Below are 20,322 nucleotides of genomic sequence, written 5' to 3'. Positions count from 1 at the left end.
TGTGGCCGCGGGCCGTAGCCGGGCAAGCTGAAACCCCGGTCTACGCGTGCAGTTCGCGGTGTGCGCGGGCCAGTTCCACATACCGCGCCGCGTTCTGCTTTACGCCGTCGAATTCTTCGTCGGTGAGTTCGCGCCGGACCTTTGCCGGAACGCCGGCCACCAGCGAGCGGGGCGGCACAACGGTTCCTTCCAGGACCACGGCGCCTGCTGCCACCAGTGACCCGCTGCCGATCACCGCACCATTGAGCACCGTGGCGCCCATCCCGATCAGGCAGTCATCTTCCACGGTGCAGCCGTGGACGACGGCGGCGTGCCCCACGCTGACGCCGGCGCCCACTGTGCAGGGGAAGCCAGGATCGGCGTGCAGCACCACGTTGTCCTGCAGGTTGCTGCCGGCGCCGACGGTGATGGCGGCCGTGTCAGCCCGGACGGAAACGCCATAGAAGGCGCTGGAGTTCTCGGCGAGTGTTGCTTTGCCGATAATCGATGCCGTGGGGGCGATGAAGGCGGATTCATGGACGGCCGGAGCGTTGCCGGCAAAGCTGTGAAGGGGAGCCATGAGCCCAGCCTAGAACAGCATCCTGCCCGGACGAGGCCGGGACGGCAACCGTTCAGTCAGTTGAAGACGACGGTCCGGTTGCCGTCCAGCAGGACCCGGTGCTCTGCATGCCACTGGACGGCCTGGGCCAGCGTGCGGCCCTCCACGTCCCGGCCCATCTGCACGAACTGTTCGGGTGTCCGGGCGTGGTCCACCCGGATGACTTCCTGCTCAATGATGGGACCCTCGTCCAGGGCGGCGGTCACATAGTGGGCTGTTGCGCCGATCAGCTTCACGCCGCGGGCATGGGCCTGGTGGTACGGCCGGGCGCCCTTGAAGGAGGGCAGGAACGAGTGGTGGATATTGATGGCTTTCCCGGTGAGTTCCGCGCAGAGATCGTCCGAGATGATCTGCATGTACCGGGCCAGGACAGTGAGTTCAATATCGTGCTCAGCCATCAGGGCCCGCAGTTTGTCCTCTGCCTGGGACTTCGTGTCAGGTGTGACGGGGATGTGGTGGAACGGGATGCCGTAGAACTGGGCAAGCCCGGCCAGGTCCTGGTGGTTGGAGACAATTGCCGGGATCTCGATAGGCAGGGTCCCGGAACGCTGCTGGAACAGGATGTCATTAAGGCAGTGCGCGGACGTGCTGGCCATCAGCAGCGTGCGCACCTTCTGGCCAACTTCGTTCAGGCTCCACTGCATACCGAACGCCTCCGCCACCGGCTGCAGGGCAGCGTGCAGTTCAGCCTGGGGAACGGCAGTGGTGACCTCCACGCGCATGAAGAAGTTGCCGGTGGCAGGGCTGCCGTACTGCTGGGAATCCATGATGTTGCCGCCCGCCACCAGAAGGGCGCCGGCCACGGCGTGGACAATGCCGGGGCGGTCCGGGCAGGACAGGGTTACTACGTACGCTTGGTTCAGCTGATCATCAGTCACGCATATCAGCGTACCCGCGCGGGGTGCGCGCTTTTGGTAGTCTGGTGGCGTCGCAACTGGCGTTGGGTGGCTAACCACCAGGGAGCGGCAATCACGAAGACCACGGATCGTACGCCTGGGCCGAGGGTCATGTTATGCCGGACAACAGCTGTGCCCATGTAGCGGGGCAGCACCTGACGTTCGCACTGTCACGCCCTGTCATCAGGGGACAGCGCCCAGCGCCAGCCGGTAGCCTGACCTAAGCAGTGCCCGTATCCCTAGCCAGGAGTTTTTCGTGACCACTACCGCCACCACAACAGCCGAAGTCAGCAATCAGCCGCTGGCCGAGCTTGATCCTGAAATCGCCGCAGTCCTTGCCCAGGAACTTGGCCGCCAGCGCGGCACCCTGGAGATGATTGCCTCCGAGAACTTCGCGCCGCGCGCCGTGATGGAAGCCCAGGGCTCGGTCCTGACCAACAAGTACGCCGAGGGCTACCCGGGCCGCCGCTACTACGGTGGCTGCGAATATGTGGACATCGCCGAGCAGCTGGCCATCGACCGCGTGAAGGCACTGTTCGGCGCCGAATACGCCAACGTCCAGCCCCACTCCGGTGCACAGGCCAACGCCGCTGCCCTCTCCGCGATGATCACCCCGGGCGACAAGATCCTTGGCCTCTCCCTGGCCCACGGCGGCCACCTGACCCACGGCATGAAGCTGAACTTCTCCGGCAAGCTGTACAACGTTGCCGCCTACCAGGTGGAGCAGGACAACTTCCGCGTGGACATGGACAAACTGCGCGAGCAGGCCATCGCCGAAAAGCCCCAGGTCATCATCGCCGGCTGGTCCGCCTACCCCCGCCACCTTGACTTCGCCGCCTTCCGCTCCATCGCCGATGAAGTGGGCGCCCTGCTCTGGACCGACATGGCGCACTTCGCCGGACTGGTTGCCGCAGGCCTGCACCCGAGCCCGGTGCCGTACTCCGACGTCGTCACCTCCACGGTGCACAAGACCCTCGCAGGACCCCGCTCCGGCGTCATCCTGGCCAAGCAGGAGTGGGCCAAGAAGATCAACTCCAACGTGTTCCCGGGCCAGCAGGGCGGCCCTCTGATGCACGTCATCGCAGCCAAGGCCGTGGCCTTCAAGATCGCCGGCACCGAGGAATTCAAGGAGCGCCAGGAGCGTGTCCTTGAAGGTGCGAAGATCATCGCCGACCGCCTCAACCAGGCCGACGTCGCCGAGGCCGGCGTCTCCGTCCTCACCGGCGGCACCGATGTGCACCTGGTGCTCGTTGACCTCCGCAACTCTCAGCTGGACGGCCAGCAGGCCGAGGACCTCCTGCACTCGGTGGGCATCACCGTGAACCGCAACGCCGTTCCGTTCGATCCCCGCCCGCCGATGGTCACCTCCGGCCTGCGGATCGGCACCCCGGCCCTGGCCACCCGCGGCTTCGGCGCCGAGGAGTTCACCGAGGTGGCCGAGATCATCGCCACCGCGCTGAAGGCTGGCTCCGCCACGGATGTTGAGGCCCTGCAGTCCCGCGTGGACAAGCTCGCTGCTGACTTCCCGCTCTACCCGCAGCACGAGCAGTGGTGAGCCCGTCCATGGCGCAGACTGCGAAGGTCCTTGACGGCAAGGCAGCTGCCGGCGCCATCAAATCCGAGCTGGCTGAGCGCGTTGCGGCCCTGAAGGCCCGCGGCGTCACCCCCGGGATTGCCACTGTCCTGGTGGGTGCTGATCCCGCTTCGCAGCTGTATGTGTCGATGAAACACAAGCAGTCAGTGGAGATCGGGATGAACTCGATTCAGCGTGAGCTTCCCGCCGATGCCACCCAGGCCCAGGTGGAGGCCCTCATTGACGAACTCAATGCAGACCCCGCCTGCCATGGGTACATCGTGCAGTTGCCGCTGCCCAAGCACCTGGACACCGACGCCATCCTCGAGCGGATCGACCCCGCCAAGGACGCCGATGGCCTCCACCCGACCAACCTGGGCCGGCTGGTGCTCAACGTCAGCGGCGAGATCACCTCGCCGCTGCCGTGCACACCGCGCGGCGTCATCGAGCTGCTGGAGCGCAACGGCTACAGCCTCGCGGGCAAGCATGTTGTGGTGGTGGGCCGTGGCGTCACGATCGGGCGCACCATCGGCCTGCTTCTGACCCGGCGCGCGGTGAACGCCACCGTCACGCTCACACACACCGGCACCGAAAACCTCTCGGAGCTGCTGCGGCAGGCTGACGTCATTGTCGGCGCGGCGGGTGCCAAGCACATCGTCAAGGCTGCGGACGTGAAGCCGGGCGCGGCCCTGCTCGACGTCGGCGTCACCCGTGAGACTGACGCGGAGACCGGCAAGAGCAAGGTGCACGGCGACATCGATCCCGCTGCTGCCGGGGTAGCGGGCTGGATTTCACCGAACCCCGGTGGCGTCGGCCCCATGACAGTGGCGCTTCTGATGACCAACGTGGTTGAGGCCGCGGAACGCCAAGTGGCTCAGGAAAGCGGCCCGGCAACCGCCTGATTCCAACGCGGAACCATTAACGCCCGACGGCGGCACGCACCCTTTTCACGAAGGGCGCGTGCCGCCGTCGGCCGTTTACTGCGGCGCGGCCGCCCAAGTGCAAGTCCCCTTTCACATTGCCGGACGCTCCACTAGTCTGCGGAGGGTGCGCAATAAAGCCATCGTGCCCTCCAACACCTCCGCCGGCCTTCCAGCCCGCCACCAGCCGGTCATCGAGGCCAAGGACCTGCGCAAGACCTATGGCGAGGTCGCCGCCGTCGACGGTATTTCCTTCAGTGTTCCGGCGGGGGAGTCCTTCGGCCTGCTGGGCCCGAACGGGGCCGGGAAGTCCACCACCATGAAGATGATCGGCGCCGTCACCCAGCGAACCTCCGGGACGCTCAGCATCATGGGCCTGGATCCGGACAGCCACGGCCCTGAAGTGCGGGCGCACCTGGGCGTGGTGCCGCAGCAGGACAACCTGGACGAGGAGCTGCGGGTCCGGGACAACCTCCTGGTTTACGGCCGCTATTTCGGACTGCCCATGAGCTACCTCAAGCCGAAAGCCGACGAACTGCTGGCGTTCGCGCAGCTCACCGACAAAGCCAAATCCAAGGTTGACGCCCTGTCCGGCGGCATGAAGCGGCGCCTCACCATCGCCCGCTCGCTGATCAACGAGCCCCGCATCCTCCTGCTGGACGAGCCCACCACAGGGCTGGATCCGCAGGCCCGGCACATCCTCTGGGACCGGCTCTTCCGGCTCAAGGAGCAGGGCGTCACCCTGATCCTGACCACGCACTACATGGATGAGGCTGAGCAGCTGTGTGACCGCCTGATCGTGGTGGATAAGGGCAGGATCATGGCCGAGGGGTCCCCGGCGCAGCTGATCCGCGAGCATTCCACCCGCGAGGTGCTGGAACTGCGGTTCGGCTCCGAACGCAACGCCACCATCGGCGCTGAGCTCCAGGGGATCGGCGAGCGCCTCGAAGCCCTGCCGGACAGGGTGCTGATTTACGCGCACGACGGCGAGGCGGCACTTGAGCAGGTCTCTTCCCGCGGCCTGAGGCCGCTGACCTCGCTGGTGCGGAGGTCATCCCTGGAGGACGTGTTCCTGCGGCTGACCGGCAGGAGCCTCGTTGACTGAGGAGGTGGCCACCGGTGCCGCGGCGGGCACCGGTTCCCGTGCCCACTCCCCGGCGGTGGCCGCCGCCAAAGCGCGCCGGTGGGGCGCGTTCTACTTTGCCGAGCAGGTCCTCCGGGTCATGAAGGGCTACGGCTGGTCCATCCTGATGTACAGCGTGGGGCAGCCCGTGGCCTATCTGTTCGCCATGGGGGTGGGGCTTGCCACGTTGGTTGAGCCTGAAGACGCCGCCGCCTTCGGCGGGGTGAGCTACCTGGCCTTTATCGCCCCCGCGCTGCTGGTGTCCGCTGCCGTCATGACCGCAGCCAACGAGTTCACGTTCCCGGTGATGGACGGCTTCAAATGGCGGCGCGTCTACTACGGGCCGCATGCCTCTCCGCTCACTCCGCAGCAGATCGCCGCCGGGCAGATCATGGCGGTGACGCTCCGGCTGCTGCTGCAGTCCGCCATTTACTTCGAAGCCGTGGCACTGTTCGGCGCCGCTCCTTCCGGCTGGGGCTGGGTGGGCATTGTGGGGGCCACGCTGGCAGGGTTGTCCTTTGGCCTGCCGCTGATGGCCTATTCCGCCTCCATCAAGGACGACAAAGGCCAGTTCGCCATGGTCATGCGCTTTATCGTCATGCCGCTGTTCCTCTTCTCCGGGACCTTCTTTCCGCTGGACACGCTGCCCCTTGCAGTGCGGTGGATCGGCTGGATCTCACCCATCTGGCACGGCACCGAACTCGGCAGGGTCTTCAGCTACGGCTACGAGGAACCTCCGGTCCTCACCGTGGTGCACATCGTGGTGCTGGTTGCGCTCGCCGCGCTGGGGTGGATCCTCACCCGGCGCCAGTTCGTCCGGCGGCTCGGGCAATGAGCATCCTGACCCGCGGTCACAGCGCCACGGAGGAGGCCCGCAACAGGACCTTCGGTCCGCTGTATTCGCGCAACGCCAAAGCCGTGATCGAGCGCGGGCTGATGGCCACCAAAAGCACCAACTGGCTGGTGATGCTCTCAGGTTTCTTCGAGCCAGTGCTGTTCCTCATCTCCATGGGCGTTGGACTGGGCGCCATCGTGGGCACCGTGCAGGGACCGGATGGTACCGAGATCAGCTACGCGGCCTACATCGCCCCGGCGCTGCTCGCCGTCTCCGCCATGAACGGAGCCGTGTACGACTCCACCTGGAACGTTTTTTTCAAGATGAACTTCGCCAAGCTCTACCAGGGGATGCTCTACACCTCTTTGGGGCCGCTGGATGTAGCTATCGGTGAGATCTTCCTGGCCCTGCTCCGCGGGTTGCTGTACGCCACCGGGTTCACGGCCGTGATGGGCCTGATGGGACTGATCACCACGCCGTGGGCCCTCCTGATGATTCCGGCCTCCGTGCTGATCGCCTTTGGCTTCGCCAGCCTGGGCATGGGAATCACCAGCTTCCTGAAGACTTTCCAGCAGATGGACTGGATCAACTTCATCTTGCTTCCCATGTTCCTGTTCAGCGCCACGTTCTACCCGCTCAGCGTCTACCCGCAGTACATCCAGTGGCTCATCCAGGTCATGCCGCTTTGGCACGGTGTGGAGCTCCTGCGCCAGATCAGCGTGGGCATGTTCACCCCGGCCACCGCGATCCACATCGGGTACTACCTGCTGATGACCGCGCTGGGCATGCTCCTCACCACGGTCCGGCTCCGCAAGCTGTTCCTGAAGTGAGCTGATCCTGACGTGACGCTGTTCCAGCCGAGCACTTCCGGGAGGGGTTCCTGTTCGCCGGGGGTGGAAGGTGCATTCGACCGCAGCCGCGTTTGAGACAATAAACCCATGCGATCCCTGAGTAACCCTCAATCCCCGTCCGGCCGGTCCAAGGGCGGCTTCTCCATGCTCCGGATCAGCGGCCCGGGGATGATGGTCTTCGTCGTTGCGTTCATCGTGGCCGTCATCTTCGCCGCCAACCAGAACGACGTCGTGGGCTGGGTGGTCGCGATCATCGCCGGCTTCTGGCTCGCGCTCGCAGCCTTCGTGGTGTTCAGCATCCAGAAGGCGGCGAAGAGGGCCGGGGCCAAACTGACCGAAGCCCAGAACGCCTTCAACAGCGCAGCCGGCCGCGCGCCGTCGTCGTCCTCTGCTGACCATGGCGGCACCCGCGTGGTATCCGAGCGCACCGAAGCGGAGGAAGTCCGCGACCTCAAGCTGGACCACTCGTTCAAGATCGTGCAGGTGCAGATCCAGGTGGTGGAGAAAGAACGGGCCAAGGGAGCGGCAGCGGACCAGGACACCATCCGCCGCGCGCTGGAGACCATCGAGATCACCGCCACCAACGCCCGGGACATGATCCGCTCCGCCGGTACCGGGGACCCGGTCAGCGGAACCATCATCGACTAGAGTGGAGCGGGTGAGCTCGGCATTGAAGAAGGACCACCTTCGCATCGCATCAGTCAACGTCAACGGCCTCCGGGCTGCCTATAAGAACGGCATGGCGGAATGGCTGGAGCCGCGCGAGGTGGATATTCTCTGCCTCCAGGAGGTCCGCGCCCCTGACGCAATCGTCCGGCAGCTGCTTGGTGAGGGCTGGCACATCCTGCACGCCGAAGCCGAAGCAAAAGGCCGCGCCGGCGTCGCGATTGCCTCCCGCGAAGAACCCCTGGAAACCCGCAACGGCATCGGCGATGACTACTTCGCCACCGCAGGCCGCTGGGTCGAAGCGGACTTCAGGGTTTATGACGCTTCCGGCACTGCCAGCCAGCTGACCGTCGCCAGCGCCTACGTGCACTCCGGCGGGGCGGGAACGCCGAAGCAGGCGGACAAGTACAGGTTCCTGGATGTCATGAGCACCCGCCTGCCGGAACTGACCAAGCACAGCGATCACGCCCTGGTGGTGGGCGACCTCAACGTCGGCCACACCGAGCTGGATATCCGGAACTGGAAGGGCAACGTCAAGAAGGCCGGCTTCCTCCCGGAGGAACGCGCATATTTTGACCGCTTCTTCGGCGAAGAAATCGGCTGGAAGGATGTTCACAGGGGCCTGGCGGGCAACGTCGATGGCCCCTACACCTGGTGGTCCCAGCGTGGCCAGGCCTTCGATAATGACACCGGCTGGCGCATCGATTACCACGTGGCCACCCCGGCCCTCGCCGCCGCCGCCTTCTCGGCAGTGGTGGACCGGGCTCCCTCGTGGGACACACGCTTCTCTGACCATGCCCCGCTGGTAGTGGACTACCGGCTCTAATTCTTAAGGTTCCGAACGAATGACCAGCTTAACCCCACCGCGCAAGCGCATCCTCTCCGGCGCCAAGCCCACCGCAGACTCCCTGCACCTGGGCAACTACATCGGTGCCGTCCGGAACTGGGTGGACATGCAGTCCGCCTACGACGCCGTGTTCTTCATCCCCGATCTCCACGCCATTACCGTGGACTTCGATCCGGCGGAGCTGACCAAGCGGACCCGCGTGGTGGCGGCCCAGTACATCGCTGCCGGCATTGATCCGGACAAGAGCATCTTCTTCGTCCAGTCGCACGTGCCCGAACATGCCCAGCTGGCGTGGGCGCTGAACTGCATCACCGGCTTCGGCGAAGCCTCCCGGATGACGCAGTTCAAGGACAAGAGCCAAAAATCCGGAACTGATGCCGCCACCCTGGGCCTCTTTGCCTATCCCACGCTGATGGCTGCCGATATCCTGCTGTACCAGACTGACCTGGTGCCCGTGGGGGAGGACCAGCGCCAGCACCTTGAGCTGACCCGGAACCTCGCCCAGCGGTTCAATACCCGGTTCGGCGAGACGTTTACCGTGCCAGAGGCCACCATCCTCAAGGAAAGCGCCAAGATCTACGATCTGCAGAACCCCGGCGCCAAGATGTCCAAAACCGGGGAATCAGCCAGCGGCTCCATCCAGCTGCTGGAGGATCCCAAGCTCGCGGCCAAACGCATCAAGTCAGCGGTGACTGACGCCGGCACCGAGATCAGGTTTGATCCGGAAGAGAAGCCGGGCGTGTCCAACCTGCTGACCATCTACTCCTCACTGACCGGCAAGTCCGTTGCAGAACTTGAAGCCGAATACGCCGGCAAGATGTACGGCCACCTCAAGGTTGACCTCGCCGAGGTGATGGTTGATTTCATCACTCCATTGCGTAACCGGACCAACGAACTGATGGCGGACCCTGCCGAACTGGACCGCCTGCTCGCGCAGGGCGCTGAGCGTGCACGGGAAATCGCTTCGGTCACGCTCGGGAAGGTCTATGACCGCATGGGCTTCCTGCCCTCACTGAGCCTGGCGGGAGTCCGCTAAAGCAATGCCGGCCGCGAGCAAAGCCAGCGAGGGAATGAGCGTAGGTGTCATTCTGGGGTTCCCCCCTGCCATCGCCGAGGAACTCCAGCGCTGGCGGGCGTCCTTCGGGGATCCCATGGCGGGGATTGTGCCTGCCCACATCACCCTGGTGACCACTACCACCACGGACGACTGGGAAGCCACCCGCGAACACGTCCGCAGCGTTGCCCGGCGCCAGGCACCTTTTATGGTCACAGTCTCCGGGACCGGCACTTTCCGGCCGGTCTCTCCTGTGGTTTTCATCAACGTGGAGGACGGCTTCAACCACTGCGTTGACCTGCACGAAAAGCTCCAGACCGGCCCGCTTGAGCGCGACCTGCCGTTTTCGTACCACCCTCACGTGACAATTGCCCACGATGTTGCCCCCGAAAGCCTCGACGAAGCCGAAACGGTGCTGAAGGATTATCGGGCCACCTTCCCTGTGGTTAGCATGGGACTTTACGAGCACGATGCCGATGGCATCTGGCAGCTACGGGAAGAGCTGGACTTTGGGACCGAAACTGACGAGTACGAAGGCCCCCGGGGCGCCGAGACAGTCGAGGACGCAGACGCCAACGCCGGCTGACCCGCCGCTTCCTACGGAACAGGCACGGTTGAAGCTCGCCGTCAGCCAGAAGCGGATGGCGTGGGGCAAAGCCAGAAGGTCCGACGGCGGCCCGGTGGCGAGCCTGCTGGCGATGTTCCAGTGGCTTCTGGCGCGGCTCAACGCTTTCCGGCCCATGCGCGCCTGGCAGCACTACAACCTCCAGCACGGCCCGCTGATGAGCGCAGGCATCGGTTTCAGGATGTTCTTTTCCATCACCGGCCTGCTGGCCACCGGCTTCTCCATCGCCGGCTTGGTCCTGCGGGGACAGCCTGCCCTGCTGGACACCATCATCGGCAGCGTGGCCCAGAGCGCGCCCGGCCTGCTGAAAGTGGGTGGCGGCGAAGGCCTGGTGGACCCCAGGGACCTCCTGAACCCGGACGGGCTGGGCTGGACCGCTGTTATTGCGGCCGTGGTCACCGTGGTCACGTCGCTGGGCTGGATCGATGGGCTGCGCAACGGTCTTCGGGGCGTGATGGAACTGGCGCCCCTGAAAATCAACCCGATTGTCCTGAAACTGCGCGACGCCGGGACCCTCCTGCTCCTGGGCACCGCCCTGGTGATCAGTGCCGGAGCTTCCCTGATTTTCGGTACGGCGGCCGGCTGGGTCGCGGATTTCCTGCAGCTGGATGAGGCCGTGGCGGGCCCGCTGACCAACCTGATCAAGATCGGTGTGCCCCTGACGCTCAACTGGGTCACCGCGGTCATCATGTTCCGCCTGGCCGGCGGGCTGAAGCTCAGCCGCCGGGCGCTGCTGGAAGGCACCATCCTGGCCGGTGTGGGGACGGCGGCCCTGCAGGTCTTCAGCACTGAACTGCTTGCCGGGGCGGGGCGGAACCCCATCCTGGCCCCGTTCGCCATCATCATCGGCCTGCTGATCTGGTTCAACCTCGTCAGCCAGGTCTACCTGGTGGCGGCCGCCTGGTCAGCGGTCCGCGACGAAGACCTCAGAAGCGCCCCTGCCACCCACGACAAAGCGCTGCTGGGCGCCCGGCAGCTCCAGCCCGGCAAAGTCCCGGTGGAGCGGCACACCGATGCAGGCGGCGCCGGGGCCTCAAGCCACAGCGCCACTGCGACGACGCCGGTGACTACTGCCCGGCGTCGAGGTATTGCTCGGCCCAGGCAGAAATGATCCGGGCGGCACGCGCCGCCTGGCCTTTGCCCGTCAACAGGTGATCGCTGCCTTCCAGGGACACGAAGTTCCTGGGGTGCCGGGCCGTCTGGAAGATGGTGCTGGCGTTCTCGATGCCAACGGTGTTGTCCGTGGGGGAGTGCATGACCATCAGCGGCTTGTGCAGCTGACGGATGCAGTCCGTGAGGTCCGCATTCTCCAAGTCCTCCACAAAATGCTTCCGGATCTCCACGCGTTTCCCGCCGCCGAGGATCACCTCCGCGCTTCCTTCGCTGAGGATCTTATCCAGGGCGGCGTCAAAAACGTGGGCCACGTGCTTTGGTGAGAACGGGGCACCAACTGTTGCGACGGCGTCGAGCTCCGGGATCTGGCGGGCCGCCGACAGTACTGCGGCGCCGCCGAAGGAATGGCCCACAAGCAGGGAGATGGCCTTGCCCTGGCCGCGCATGAACTCGGCGGCCTTGACGGTGTCGGCGACCTTATGGCTGAACGATCCGGAAGCCCACTCGCCGGCGGACCCGCCCAGCCCCAGGTTGTCGAAGCGGAGCATGCCGATCCCGGTATCAGCCAGCGCCTTGCACATCCGTGAGGCCGATGGACTGTCTTTGCCCAGCGTAAAGCCGTGGGAGAAGACGCCCCAGCCCCGGACCGGGCCCTCCGGGACATCGATGATGCCGGACAGGAGTTCGCCGGTGGAGCCTTCGAAGCTGACCTTTTCGGAACGGGACATCGCGTTCTTCTTTCCTTGTGGCATCGGTGTGTTAAAACAAACGACGGCGCCCCACCCTGGGAGGTGAGTGGCGCCGTCGTCGAACTGCTTTGAAGAAGACCGGGCTAGATCTTGCGGGAGAGGATGGCCTGCTTGACCTCGGCGATTGCCTGCGTCACCTGAATGCCGCGAGGGCATGCTTCGGTGCAGTTGAAGGTGGTGCGGCAACGCCACACACCTTCTTTGTCGTTGAGGATCTCCAGGCGCATGTCACCGGCGTCATCTCGGGAATCGAAGATGAAGCGGTGTGCGTTGACGATCGCGGCCGGGCCGAAGTACTGGCCATCGGTCCAGAACACGGGGCAGGAGGACGTACACGCGGCGCACAGGATGCACTTGGTGGTGTCGTCGAAACGCTCCCGGTCCTCAGCGGACTGCAGGCGTTCCTTGGTGGGCTCGTGGCCCTTGTTGATCAGGAACGGCATGACTTCGCGGAACGACTGGAAGAACGGCTCCATGTCCACAATCAGGTCCTTCTCCACCGGAAGGCCCTTGATGGGCTCCACCGTGATGGGCTTGGACGTGTCCAGGTCCTTCAGGAGGGTCTTGCAGGCAAGGCGGTTGCGGCCGTTGATGCGCATGGCATCGGAACCGCACACACCGTGGGCACAGGAACGGCGGAAGGAGACGCTGCCGTCGATTTCCCACTTGACCTTGTGCAGGGCGTCCAGCACACGGTCGGTGCCGTACATGGTGACCTTGAAGTCGTCCCAGGTGGCGTCCTCGGACACCTCGGGGTTGTAGCGGCGCACGCGGAGGGTGACGTCAAACGTCGGGATCTCGCCGCCGCCACCTACGTGTGCGGGCAGTTCGATCTTGGATGCTGGTTCAGCAAGCTCGGCTGACATCTTAGTACTTCCTCACCATCGGCTCGTAGCGGGTAAAGACAACCGGTTTGGTAGCCAGGCGGATACCGGCGATTGCCTCTGCAGAGGCGCCGGCCGCCGGGGCGTGGTCATCCTTGTACGCCATGGAGTGCTTCATGAATTTTTCGTCGTTGCGGTCCGGGAAGTCCTCGCGGAAGTGTCCGCCGCGGGATTCCTCACGGTGCAGGGCTGCCACTGTCATGACCTTGGCCAGCTCCAGCAGGAAGCCCAGTTCCACGGCTTCGAGGAGGTCGAGGTTGAAGCGCTTGCCCTTGTCCTGGACGGTGATGTTCTTGTACCGGGCCTCGAAGGACGCGATGTCCCGGAGCACCTGGTTCAAGGTGTCTGCCGTGCGGAACACCTGCATGTTGGCATCCATGGTGTCCTGGAGTTCCTTGCGGATCACGGCCACTTTCTCGGTGCCGGTGCCGTTGCGGGCAATGTTCAGCAGCTCGATCGTGTAAGCCTCAGGGTCCTCGGGGAGCTCCACGAAGTCTGCCGTCTTGGCGTATTCCGCGGCAGCGATACCGGCCCGCTTGCCGAACACGTTGATGTCCAGCAGCGAGTTGGTGCCCAGGCGGTTGGAGCCGTGAACGGACACGCAGGCAACTTCACCGGCGGCGTAGAGGCCCGGGACGATGGTGTCGTTGTCCTGCAGGACTTCGGTGGTGATGTTGGTGGGAATGCCGCCCATGGCGTAGTGCGCGGTCGGGAACACCGGAACCGGCTCGGTGTACGGTTCCACGCCGAGGTAGGTACGGGCGAACTCGGTGATATCCGGGAGCTTGGCATCGATGTGCGCCGGCTCCAGGTGGGTCAGGTCCAGGAGGACGTAGTCCTTGTTCGGGCCGCAGCCGCGGCCTTCGCGGACCTCGTTGGCCATGGAACGCGCCACGATGTCACGGGGTGCAAGGTCCTTGATGGTGGGGGCGTAACGCTCCATGAAGCGCTCACCCTCGGAGTTACGCAGGATGGCACCTTCACCGCGGGCTGCTTCGGAAAGCAGGATGCCCAGGCCGGCAAGGCCTGTCGGGTGGAACTGGAAGAACTCCATGTCTTCCAGCGGGATGCCGCGGCGGAACGCGATGCCCATGCCGTCACCGGTGAGGGTGTGGGCGTTGGAGGTGGTCTTGAAGACCTTGCCCGCGCCGCCGGAGGCGAACACCACGGACTTGGCCTGGAACACGTGCAGCTCGCCTGAGGCGAGGTCATAGGACACGACGCCGGCAACGCGCTTCTGCTTGTAGGACGTGCCGTCCTCGCGGACTGCGTCCTCTTCAACTGTCAGCAGGTCCAGGACGTAGTACTCGTTGTAGAACTCCACGTTGTGCTTGACGCAGTTTTGGTACAGGGTCTGCAGGATCATGTGGCCGGTGCGGTCTGCTGCATAGCAGGCGCGGCGGACAGGTGCCTTGCCGTGATCACGGGTGTGCCCGCCGAAGCGGCGCTGATCGATCCGGCCCTCGGGCGTGCGGTTGAACGGCAGGCCCATCTTCTCAAGGTCCAGTACGGCGTCGATGGCTTCCTTGGCCATGACCTCGGCAGCATCCTGGTCAACCAGGTAATCGCCGCCCTTGATGGTGTCGAACGTGTGCCATTCCCAGTTGTCTTCCTCGACATTGGCAAGGGCCGCGCACATGCCACCCTGCGCGGCACCAGTGTGCGAGCGGGTGGGGTAGAGCTTGGTCAGTACTGCTGTTCGGGCGCGCTGACCGGACTCGATCGCGGCGCGCATGCCAGCGCCACCGGCACCGACGATGACGACGTCGTACTTATGGACCTGCATACTTGGCGCTCTTTCTCTCAAAATTCGCAATAAAACAACGGGCGGGCGTTGCCTGCACCGCAATACACAGCCCGCGGGTCACCGCGGGCAACAAAGATGTGGGGGCTACGCGGGGCAGAAGCCGCCAGGCAGCGGAACACCGTCAACCATGGGGCACGGGTTGAAGGTGAAGATCACCAGGGTGCCAAGAACGATGATCACGGTGGTGGCCGCGTAGAGAACGATCTTCAGCCAAAGACGGGTGGAGTCCTTCTCGGCGTAGTCGTTGATGATGGTGCGCACGCCGTTGGTGCCGTGCAGCATTGCCAGCCACAGCATGGCCAGGTCCCAGATCTGCCAGAACGGGTCAGCCCACTTGCCGGCGACGAAACCGAAATCGATGGCGTGGATGCCTTCGCCCACCAGGAGGTTCACGAAGAGGTGGCCGAAGATCAGGACAACCAGCACCACGCCGGAGAGGCGCATGAAGAGCCACGCCAGCATTTCGAAGTTCCCCTTGTTGGCGCCCGTGCGGCGGTACTGGGGCGAGATCTTCCCGCTGCTGTTTCGTCCACTGCGTGGGTTCTCAATAGTTGCAGTCATGGCTTAGTGACCTCCGAGTGCAAGGGAAAGGTGGCGGATGGAGAAGCCGACCATAACGACCACCCAAAGGGCCAGGACGGTCCACAGCATCTGGCGCTGGTACTTGGCGCCCTTCTTCCAAAAATCGACGGCGATGATCCGGAGGCCGTTGAAGGCGTGGAAGACAATCGCCGCCACCAGGCCCGTCTCACCCAGGGCCATCAGCGGGTTTTTGTACGCCCCGATCACAGCGGTGTACGCCTCAGGCGATACACGCACCAATGAGGTGTCCAGCACGTGGACCAACAAGAAGAAAAAGATCACTACACCGGTAATTCGGTGTCCTACCCAGGACCACATGCCTTCACGGCCGCGGTACAAGGTGCCAGCTGGTTTTGTCGGCACTGATAAACCTCCCTGCAACACAGCGGCGCTGGCATGAGATCCACGCGGGGGGAACGCCTGCTGCGAGAGCACTCGTAGCTCAGAGCCTAAATCTAGGCTTCGCTCATAGCTTATTCAATTTAGGAACTCCTTGGTGACCCGCAATGCCCGGTTTGACCGTCAATTGAGACAAAGGACACATCAAGCGGCGGATTTCAGGGCACCAGGACCTTCACGGAAGGGGAGACTATGGCCGGTCAGCTAAAGTAGCAGTGATGAGTACAGACAAAGTGACAAGCCCGGATTCAGCCCTTAGCCGCTTTATTGCGGTGATTCCGGCAGGCGGAGTGGGGACCCGCCTCTGGCCGCTGTCACGCGCCGCAGCACCCAAATTCCTCCACGATCTGACTGGATCGGGCAGCACTTTGCTGCGCGCCACGTACGACCGCCTCGAGCCCCTCGCGGGCAGGCGCGTCCTCGTAGTGACCGGCACAGCCCACCGGGCCGCCGTGTGCCGCCAGTTGCCTGAGGTCCAGGAAGCAGACCTCATCCTTGAGAGCGAGCCCAAGGATTCCGGCGCCGCTATCGGCCTGGCAGCTGCCATCCTGCACCAGCGCGATCCGGACACCATCATGGGATCCTTCGCCGCGGACCAGGTCATCAGCCCGGACAGCCTTTTCCAGGACGCCGTCCGCCAGGCCATCCATACGGCCGCAGCCGGCAAGATTGTCACCATCGGCATCAAGCCCACCCACCCCTCTACAGGATTCGGCTACATCCGAGCCGGGCGGGGGCTCAACATTGAAGGGGCCCCCACTGCCCAGGCAGTGGTGGAATTCGTGGAAAAGCCTGACGAGGAAGTCGCCCAGCAGTACGTGGACAGCGGCGAGTATGTGTGGAATGCGGGCATGTTCGTTGCCCCGGTCGCGCTGATGCTCAAGCACCTTGAGGCCAACCAGCCTGAGCTGTTCCAAGGCCTGCAGGAGATCGCCGAAGCCTGGGATACCCCGGCGCGCGATGAAGTGACGGCGCGGGTCTGGCCCACACTGCCCAAGATCGCCATCGACTACGCCGTGGCGGAGCCCGCGGCAGCCGCCGGCGATGTCGCCGTAGTGCCGGGCACTTTCGGCTGGGACGACGTCGGGGACTTCGCTTCCGTGGGCCGGCTGAACAGTGCGCGTGAAGTCGATGACGTTACGGTCATCGGTGAGGGCGCGCGGGTCTTCACCGAAAACGCGAGCGGCGTGGTGGTTTCGGACACCAAACGCGTCATTGCCCTGATCGGCATCAAGGACGTAGTGATTGTGGACACCGGCGACGCCCTGCTGGTGACTACCAAGCAGCATGCCCAGCGGGTCAAGGGAGCCGTCGACGCGCTCAAGGCAAGCGGCGACACCGACGTTCTCTAGCTGTCCGGCACAATCTGTAACGAGCCAGCCGTGATGCCGCTATTCCGTGGACTCTCGCTAGAGTAAATGAGTGCGAAATTACACTACTGAAGCCGAGCCCACCACACTGGTGCGGCCATGGCTGGAGCCACTCCTCCCGGAACTGATCACCTTCCGGCGGGATCTCCATGCGCACCCCGAGCTTTCCTTCAAGGAATTCCGCACCACTGACAAGCTGGTGGAGCGCCTTGAGGCTGCAGGCCTGGCGCCGCGCCGGCTCGAAGGCACAGGGCTGACCGTGGACATCGGGGAGGGCCCCATCGCCACGGCGCTCCGCGGCGACATCGATGCCCTGCCCATCATCGAGGAAACGGGATTGCCGTTTTCGTCCAAGAACCACGGCGTCACGCACGCGTGTGGCCACGACGTCCACACCGCCACCATGCTCGGCGTCGCCCTGGTGCTGCAGAGCATGCATGAGGAGACGCCGCTCGGCGGAACTGTCCGGATCATCTTCCAGCCGGCCGAGGAAACCATGCCCGGCGGTGCCCTGTCCTGCATTGAGCAGGGCGTGCTGGACGGTGTTCCGCGGATCTTCGCACTGCATTGCGATCCCAGGATCGACGTCGGAAAGATCGGTACCCGCATCGGTGCCATCACGTCCGCCTCAGACACCATCAAGATCGAACTGAGCGGCCGCGGCGGCCATACCTCCCGGCCACATTTGACCGAGGACCTCGTTTTCGTCCTGGCGCAGATCGCAGTCAACGTTCCGGCCGTGCTGTCCCGGCGGGTGGACGTCCGCAGCGGCGTGTCGGTGGTGTGGGGCCAGATCAACGCCGGATCGGCCCCCAATGCCATTCCCGGCACGGGCTATATGGCAGGGACCATGCGCTGCCTGGACCGCGATGCGTGGCATGACGCCGGCGAGTTGCTGGACGAAGTGGTCAACCAGGTGGCGGCGCCTTACGGCGTGGATGTGCACCTGGAACACACCAGGGGAGTCCCTCCTGTGGTGAACTCCGAACACGAAACTGCACTCATCGAGGCTGCGGCCCGCGCCGAGATCGGTGAAAGCGCAGTCACCCTGACACCGCAGTCCATGGGCGGCGAGGACTTCGCCTGGTTCCTCGCAGAGCTGCCCGGGGCCATGATGCGCCTCGGCACCAAAACCCCGGGCGGCGAAGAATACGATCTGCACCGTGGCGATTACATCGTGGACGAACGCGCGCTGGGGCTCGGCATCCAGGTCCTCACGGCAGCAGCCCTCCGGACCATCCGCGACCTCGAAAGCCCAAGCGTCTAGGCAGTACCCGGCATGAACGGACACTCCAAACCCTTTCTTTGGGGCGCGGAGTGGCCGTTCGCGTTTAACCCACACAGATGTAAGTTGTGCACAATTCAATTGTCAACTATCGTTCAAGGTGTGACTGATGCTCCCCGCCTGAACCACCAAGTGTGCTTTGCCCTATACTCCGCCTCCCGGGCGGCGACGGCGGTATATCGCCCCGTGCTCGAGGACCTCGGCCTGACGTATCCGCAGTACCTGGTGATGCTGGTGCTGTGGGAAGCCGAGCCGCGCGGGGTCAGGGAGCTGGGCGAAGAGCTCGGCCTGGATTCCGGCACGCTCTCGCCCCTGCTCAAGCGCCTGGAGGCGATGGGGCTCGTGGAGCGCCGCCGGTCAGGCGAGGACGAGCGCCGCGTTGCCGTCCACCTGACGCCCGCCGGACAGTCGCTGAGCAGCAAGGCAAACGCCATTCCCCAGCGTCTCGCCGAAGCAGCCGGACTGACACCCACAGAACTTGAACAACTCCGCGCCACCCTCGAACGGCTCACTGAAGCCCTGCACACCTTTCACTGACCACACCGATTTCCACCCCAACAGGACGGACCACCATGAAGACTCTTTACACTGCCGAGGCACTGGCTTCCGGCGAAGGCCGCGACGGCAACGCACGCACCAAGGACGGCAAGCTGGACGTCACCCTCGCAAGCCCCGTGGAGCTGGGCGGAAACGGCCAGGGCACCAACCCGGAGCAGCTTTTTGCCGCCGGCTATGCAGCATGCTTCCACTCAGCACTGCGCCTGGTCGGCCGCACGGAAGGCGCCGACCTCGCCGACTCTGCCGTAGCAGCCAAGATCCACTTCGGCGCCCTGGACGGGGGCGTGGGCTACGGGCTGGCTGCGGAGCTGGAAATTGCTGTGCCGGCCCTCGACCTCGCCACGGCCGAAGCCCTGGTGGCCAAGGCGCACCAGATCTGCCCCTACTCCAACGCCACCCGCGGAAACATGACCGTTGACATCAAGATCCTGGAGTTCGCCGCATGAGCACCCACACCGCAGCCCTTCCCCGCACCTCCCGCGAGATCCGGCTCGCATCGCGGCCGCACGGCCGGCCCGGCCCGGAAAACTTCCGCCTCGCAGAGTCCGATCTACCGGAACTGCAGGACGGCCAGGTCCTGGTCCGCAACCTCTTCATTTCCGTTGACCCCTACATGCGCGGACGCATGAATGACGCCAAATCGTACTCAGCGCCGTTCGCGCTGGATGCAGCGCTCGACGGCGGCGCCGTGGGTGAGGTGATAGCGTCCCGGGCCGAAGGGCGCAAGGTGGGGGACGTCGTCGTCCATCAACTGGGCTGGCGTGAATACGCCGTCCTGGAGGCCGACGCAACGGCGGTCGCCCGCACGGACCTCGCCCCGGCGTCGGCGTTCCTTGGGGCACTGGGCATGACCGGGCTGACGGCGTACGCGGGCCTGCTCAAGGTCGCGGAGTTCAAGCCCGGCGACGTCGTGTTCGTTTCCGGTGCCGCCGGTGCCGTCGGGTCGCTCGTGGGCCAGATCGCCAAGGCCATGGGCGCCTCCCGGGTCATCGGCAGCGCCGGAACACCGGAAAAGGTGGAACGGCTCCGGGAACTGGGCTTCGATGCCGCCTTCAACTACCGCGATGCACCGGTCCGCGAACAGCTCAAGGCCGCCGCGAACGGCCAGGGGATTGATGTCTACTTCGATAACGTGGGCGGTGACCACCTGGAAGCGGCCCTCTCCGAACTCAACGTCGGCGGCCGCGTCGCCATGTGCGGCGCCATCGCGCAGTACAACGCCACCGAACCCTCGCCGGCTCCCCGGAACCTCGCGGTCGCCATCGGCAAGCAGCTCACCCTCCGGGGCTTCTTGGTCAGTGGCCAGCGCCAGCACCGGGCCGAGTTCTTTGAGAAGATGGCCGCCTGGCTGGCAGACGGTTCAGTCCGCTACGACGAGACAGTGGTTGACGGTCTGGAAAACGCCCCGCAGGCGTTTATGGATCTGCTGCAGGGGGCAAATACCGGCAAGATGCTGGTACGCCTCTAGCCATTGCTCCCGCTGGTGGCTGAGCTGACTACCCGTTGGTAACAAGTTCTCAACAATCTCCAGGATCGTGCCCGGATGTGCTATCCGAAGTGGCGCAGGCCACTAAAGTAGCAATCATC

The 20,322-nt window shown here is 64.6% G+C and carries 22 protein-coding genes and 1 riboswitch; of the genes, 15 read left to right on the top strand and 7 right to left on the bottom strand.

Going from position 1 to position 20,322, the window contains the following annotated elements; genetic code table 11:
- Window positions 1–40 precede the first annotated feature (40 nt).
- On the bottom strand, window positions 41–559 hold the full coding sequence (locus tag ACP7AX_RS00825) for a gamma carbonic anhydrase family protein (protein ID WP_131682153.1): 519 nt from the start codon (window positions 557–559) through the stop codon (window positions 41–43).
- Window positions 560–615: 56 nt separating this feature from the next.
- Window positions 616–1,476: a formyltetrahydrofolate deformylase gene (gene purU, locus ACP7AX_RS00820; RefSeq protein WP_131682152.1), complete on the bottom strand. Its 861-nt coding sequence runs from the start codon at window positions 1,474–1,476 to the stop codon at window positions 616–618.
- A gap of 42 nt (window positions 1,477–1,518) precedes the next feature.
- Window positions 1,519–1,604, top strand: a riboswitch (ZMP/ZTP riboswitch).
- A 146-nt stretch (window positions 1,605–1,750) separates the two neighbouring features.
- Between purU and glyA the strand changes: the two genes are divergently transcribed.
- The 10 genes from glyA (at window position 1,751) to ACP7AX_RS00770 (ending at window position 11,099) form a co-directional block, all read left to right on the top strand.
- Window positions 1,751–3,049 carry a serine hydroxymethyltransferase gene (gene glyA, locus ACP7AX_RS00815; RefSeq protein ID WP_131682151.1) on the top strand — a complete coding sequence of 433 codons (1,299 nt, stop codon included), beginning with the start codon at window positions 1,751–1,753 and terminating at the stop codon, window positions 3,047–3,049.
- An 8-nt stretch (window positions 3,050–3,057) separates the two neighbouring features.
- The gene (locus ACP7AX_RS00810; RefSeq protein WP_131682150.1) at window positions 3,058–3,969 is read left to right on the top strand and encodes a bifunctional methylenetetrahydrofolate dehydrogenase/methenyltetrahydrofolate cyclohydrolase; all 912 of its coding nucleotides are present in this window, start codon (window positions 3,058–3,060) and stop codon (window positions 3,967–3,969) included.
- A 163-nt stretch (window positions 3,970–4,132) separates the two neighbouring features.
- Entirely contained in the window at window positions 4,133–5,092 is a 960-nt protein-coding gene (locus tag ACP7AX_RS00805) for an ABC transporter ATP-binding protein (RefSeq protein ID WP_426225289.1), read from the top strand.
- Window positions 5,085–5,945 (top strand): ABC transporter permease, encoded by an 861-nt coding sequence (locus ACP7AX_RS00800; protein WP_426225012.1) that lies wholly within the window; start codon window positions 5,085–5,087, stop codon window positions 5,943–5,945. The genes ACP7AX_RS00805 and ACP7AX_RS00800 overlap by 8 nt, the downstream gene beginning before the upstream one ends.
- Window positions 5,942–6,775, top strand: a complete 834-nt coding sequence (locus ACP7AX_RS00795; protein ID WP_426225011.1) for an ABC transporter permease — start codon at window positions 5,942–5,944, stop codon at window positions 6,773–6,775. Before ACP7AX_RS00800 ends, ACP7AX_RS00795 begins: the two co-directional genes overlap by 4 nt.
- A 108-nt stretch (window positions 6,776–6,883) precedes the next feature.
- The gene (locus tag ACP7AX_RS00790; RefSeq protein ID WP_426225010.1) at window positions 6,884–7,444 is read left to right on the top strand and encodes a hypothetical protein; all 561 of its coding nucleotides are present in this window, start codon (window positions 6,884–6,886) and stop codon (window positions 7,442–7,444) included.
- 10 nt (window positions 7,445–7,454) lie between these two features.
- Window positions 7,455–8,288, top strand: a complete 834-nt coding sequence (locus ACP7AX_RS00785) for an exodeoxyribonuclease III (protein WP_426225009.1) — start codon at window positions 7,455–7,457, stop codon at window positions 8,286–8,288.
- Between the two features lie 19 nt (window positions 8,289–8,307).
- Complete coding sequence (gene trpS, locus ACP7AX_RS00780; protein WP_426225008.1) at window positions 8,308–9,345, top strand: tryptophan--tRNA ligase; 1,038 nt, start codon at window positions 8,308–8,310, stop codon at window positions 9,343–9,345.
- A 4-nt stretch (window positions 9,346–9,349) separates the two neighbouring features.
- Window positions 9,350–9,949, top strand: a complete 600-nt coding sequence (locus ACP7AX_RS00775; protein ID WP_131682145.1) for a 2'-5' RNA ligase family protein — start codon at window positions 9,350–9,352, stop codon at window positions 9,947–9,949.
- Between the two features lie 55 nt (window positions 9,950–10,004).
- Window positions 10,005–11,099 (top strand): YihY/virulence factor BrkB family protein, encoded by a 1,095-nt coding sequence (locus tag ACP7AX_RS00770; protein ID WP_426225288.1) that lies wholly within the window; start codon window positions 10,005–10,007, stop codon window positions 11,097–11,099.
- On the opposite strand, the gene ACP7AX_RS00765 is transcribed toward ACP7AX_RS00770, so the two are convergent.
- The 5 genes from ACP7AX_RS00765 to sdhC form a co-directional block, all read right to left on the bottom strand.
- On the bottom strand, window positions 11,056–11,829 hold the full coding sequence (locus ACP7AX_RS00765; protein WP_131682143.1) for an alpha/beta fold hydrolase: 774 nt from the start codon (window positions 11,827–11,829) through the stop codon (window positions 11,056–11,058). The genes ACP7AX_RS00770 and ACP7AX_RS00765 overlap by 44 nt on opposite strands.
- 104 nt (window positions 11,830–11,933) lie before the next feature.
- A complete protein-coding gene (locus tag ACP7AX_RS00760; RefSeq protein WP_131682142.1) occupies window positions 11,934–12,716 on the bottom strand; it encodes a succinate dehydrogenase iron-sulfur subunit in 783 nt (260 codons plus the stop codon).
- A 1-nt stretch (window position 12,717) separates the two neighbouring features.
- On the bottom strand, window positions 12,718–14,520 hold the full coding sequence (gene sdhA, locus ACP7AX_RS00755) for a succinate dehydrogenase flavoprotein subunit (RefSeq protein WP_131682141.1): 1,803 nt from the start codon (window positions 14,518–14,520) through the stop codon (window positions 12,718–12,720).
- Window positions 14,521–14,625: 105 nt separating this feature from the next.
- Window positions 14,626–15,102: a succinate dehydrogenase hydrophobic membrane anchor subunit gene (locus ACP7AX_RS00750; RefSeq protein WP_426225007.1), complete on the bottom strand. Its 477-nt coding sequence runs from the start codon at window positions 15,100–15,102 to the stop codon at window positions 14,626–14,628.
- Between the two features lie 3 nt (window positions 15,103–15,105).
- Window positions 15,106–15,486: a succinate dehydrogenase, cytochrome b556 subunit gene (gene sdhC / locus ACP7AX_RS00745; protein WP_082576094.1), complete on the bottom strand. Its 381-nt coding sequence runs from the start codon at window positions 15,484–15,486 to the stop codon at window positions 15,106–15,108.
- A 254-nt stretch (window positions 15,487–15,740) separates the two neighbouring features.
- Here sdhC and ACP7AX_RS00740 point away from each other — a divergent pair, with 254 nt between their 5' ends.
- The 5 genes from ACP7AX_RS00740 (at window position 15,741) to ACP7AX_RS00720 (ending at window position 20,203) form a co-directional block, all read left to right on the top strand.
- Window positions 15,741–16,874, top strand: coding sequence for a sugar phosphate nucleotidyltransferase (locus ACP7AX_RS00740; protein ID WP_131682139.1), 1,134 nt, complete (start codon window positions 15,741–15,743; stop codon window positions 16,872–16,874).
- Window positions 16,875–16,944: 70 nt separating this feature from the next.
- A complete protein-coding gene (locus ACP7AX_RS00735) occupies window positions 16,945–18,159 on the top strand; it encodes an amidohydrolase (protein WP_131682138.1) in 1,215 nt (404 codons plus the stop codon).
- Between the two features lie 120 nt (window positions 18,160–18,279).
- Window positions 18,280–18,714: a transcriptional regulator, SarA/Rot family gene (locus tag ACP7AX_RS00730; RefSeq protein ID WP_131682137.1), complete on the top strand. Its 435-nt coding sequence runs from the start codon at window positions 18,280–18,282 to the stop codon at window positions 18,712–18,714.
- A gap of 35 nt (window positions 18,715–18,749) precedes the next feature.
- Window positions 18,750–19,181 carry an Ohr family peroxiredoxin gene (locus ACP7AX_RS00725; RefSeq protein ID WP_131682136.1) on the top strand — a complete coding sequence of 144 codons (432 nt, stop codon included), beginning with the start codon at window positions 18,750–18,752 and terminating at the stop codon, window positions 19,179–19,181.
- Complete coding sequence (locus ACP7AX_RS00720; RefSeq protein ID WP_426225006.1) at window positions 19,178–20,203, top strand: NADP-dependent oxidoreductase; 1,026 nt, start codon at window positions 19,178–19,180, stop codon at window positions 20,201–20,203. The genes ACP7AX_RS00725 and ACP7AX_RS00720 overlap by 4 nt, the downstream gene beginning before the upstream one ends.
- Window positions 20,204–20,322: the final 119 nt, after the last annotated feature.

The sequence above is a fragment of the Pseudarthrobacter sp. DSP2-3-2b1 genome, assembly GCF_049895945.1.
Classification (GTDB): Bacteria; Actinomycetota; Actinomycetes; order Actinomycetales; family Micrococcaceae; genus Arthrobacter.
Note: the sequence above shows the minus strand (reverse complement) of the source record. Positions and strands in the feature narration are given on the sequence as shown.

Excerpts from the sequence above, each read along its gene's own strand:
- ACP7AX_RS00825 (WP_131682153.1), bottom strand. The coding sequence starts at position 559 with ATGGCTCCCCTTCACAGCTTTGCCGGCAACGCTCCGGCCGTCCATGAA.
- ACP7AX_RS00810 (WP_131682150.1), top strand. The coding sequence starts at position 3,058 with ATGGCGCAGACTGCGAAGGTCCTTGACGGCAAGGCAGCTGCCGGCGCC.
- ACP7AX_RS00795 (WP_426225011.1), top strand. The coding sequence starts at position 5,942 with ATGAGCATCCTGACCCGCGGTCACAGCGCCACGGAGGAGGCCCGCAAC.
- ACP7AX_RS00790 (WP_426225010.1), top strand. The coding sequence starts at position 6,884 with ATGCGATCCCTGAGTAACCCTCAATCCCCGTCCGGCCGGTCCAAGGGC.
- trpS (WP_426225008.1), top strand. The coding sequence starts at position 8,308 with ATGACCAGCTTAACCCCACCGCGCAAGCGCATCCTCTCCGGCGCCAAG.
- ACP7AX_RS00775 (WP_131682145.1), top strand. The coding sequence starts at position 9,350 with ATGCCGGCCGCGAGCAAAGCCAGCGAGGGAATGAGCGTAGGTGTCATT.
- ACP7AX_RS00770 (WP_426225288.1), top strand. The coding sequence starts at position 10,005 with ATGGCGTGGGGCAAAGCCAGAAGGTCCGACGGCGGCCCGGTGGCGAGC.
- ACP7AX_RS00765 (WP_131682143.1), bottom strand. The coding sequence starts at position 11,829 with ATGTCCCGTTCCGAAAAGGTCAGCTTCGAAGGCTCCACCGGCGAACTC.
- ACP7AX_RS00760 (WP_131682142.1), bottom strand. The coding sequence starts at position 12,716 with ATGTCAGCCGAGCTTGCTGAACCAGCATCCAAGATCGAACTGCCCGCA.
- sdhA (WP_131682141.1), bottom strand. The coding sequence starts at position 14,520 with ATGCAGGTCCATAAGTACGACGTCGTCATCGTCGGTGCCGGTGGCGCT.
- ACP7AX_RS00750 (WP_426225007.1), bottom strand. The coding sequence starts at position 15,102 with ATGACTGCAACTATTGAGAACCCACGCAGTGGACGAAACAGCAGCGGG.
- ACP7AX_RS00740 (WP_131682139.1), top strand. The coding sequence starts at position 15,741 with ATGAGTACAGACAAAGTGACAAGCCCGGATTCAGCCCTTAGCCGCTTT.
- ACP7AX_RS00725 (WP_131682136.1), top strand. The coding sequence starts at position 18,750 with ATGAAGACTCTTTACACTGCCGAGGCACTGGCTTCCGGCGAAGGCCGC.
- ACP7AX_RS00720 (WP_426225006.1), top strand. The coding sequence starts at position 19,178 with ATGAGCACCCACACCGCAGCCCTTCCCCGCACCTCCCGCGAGATCCGG.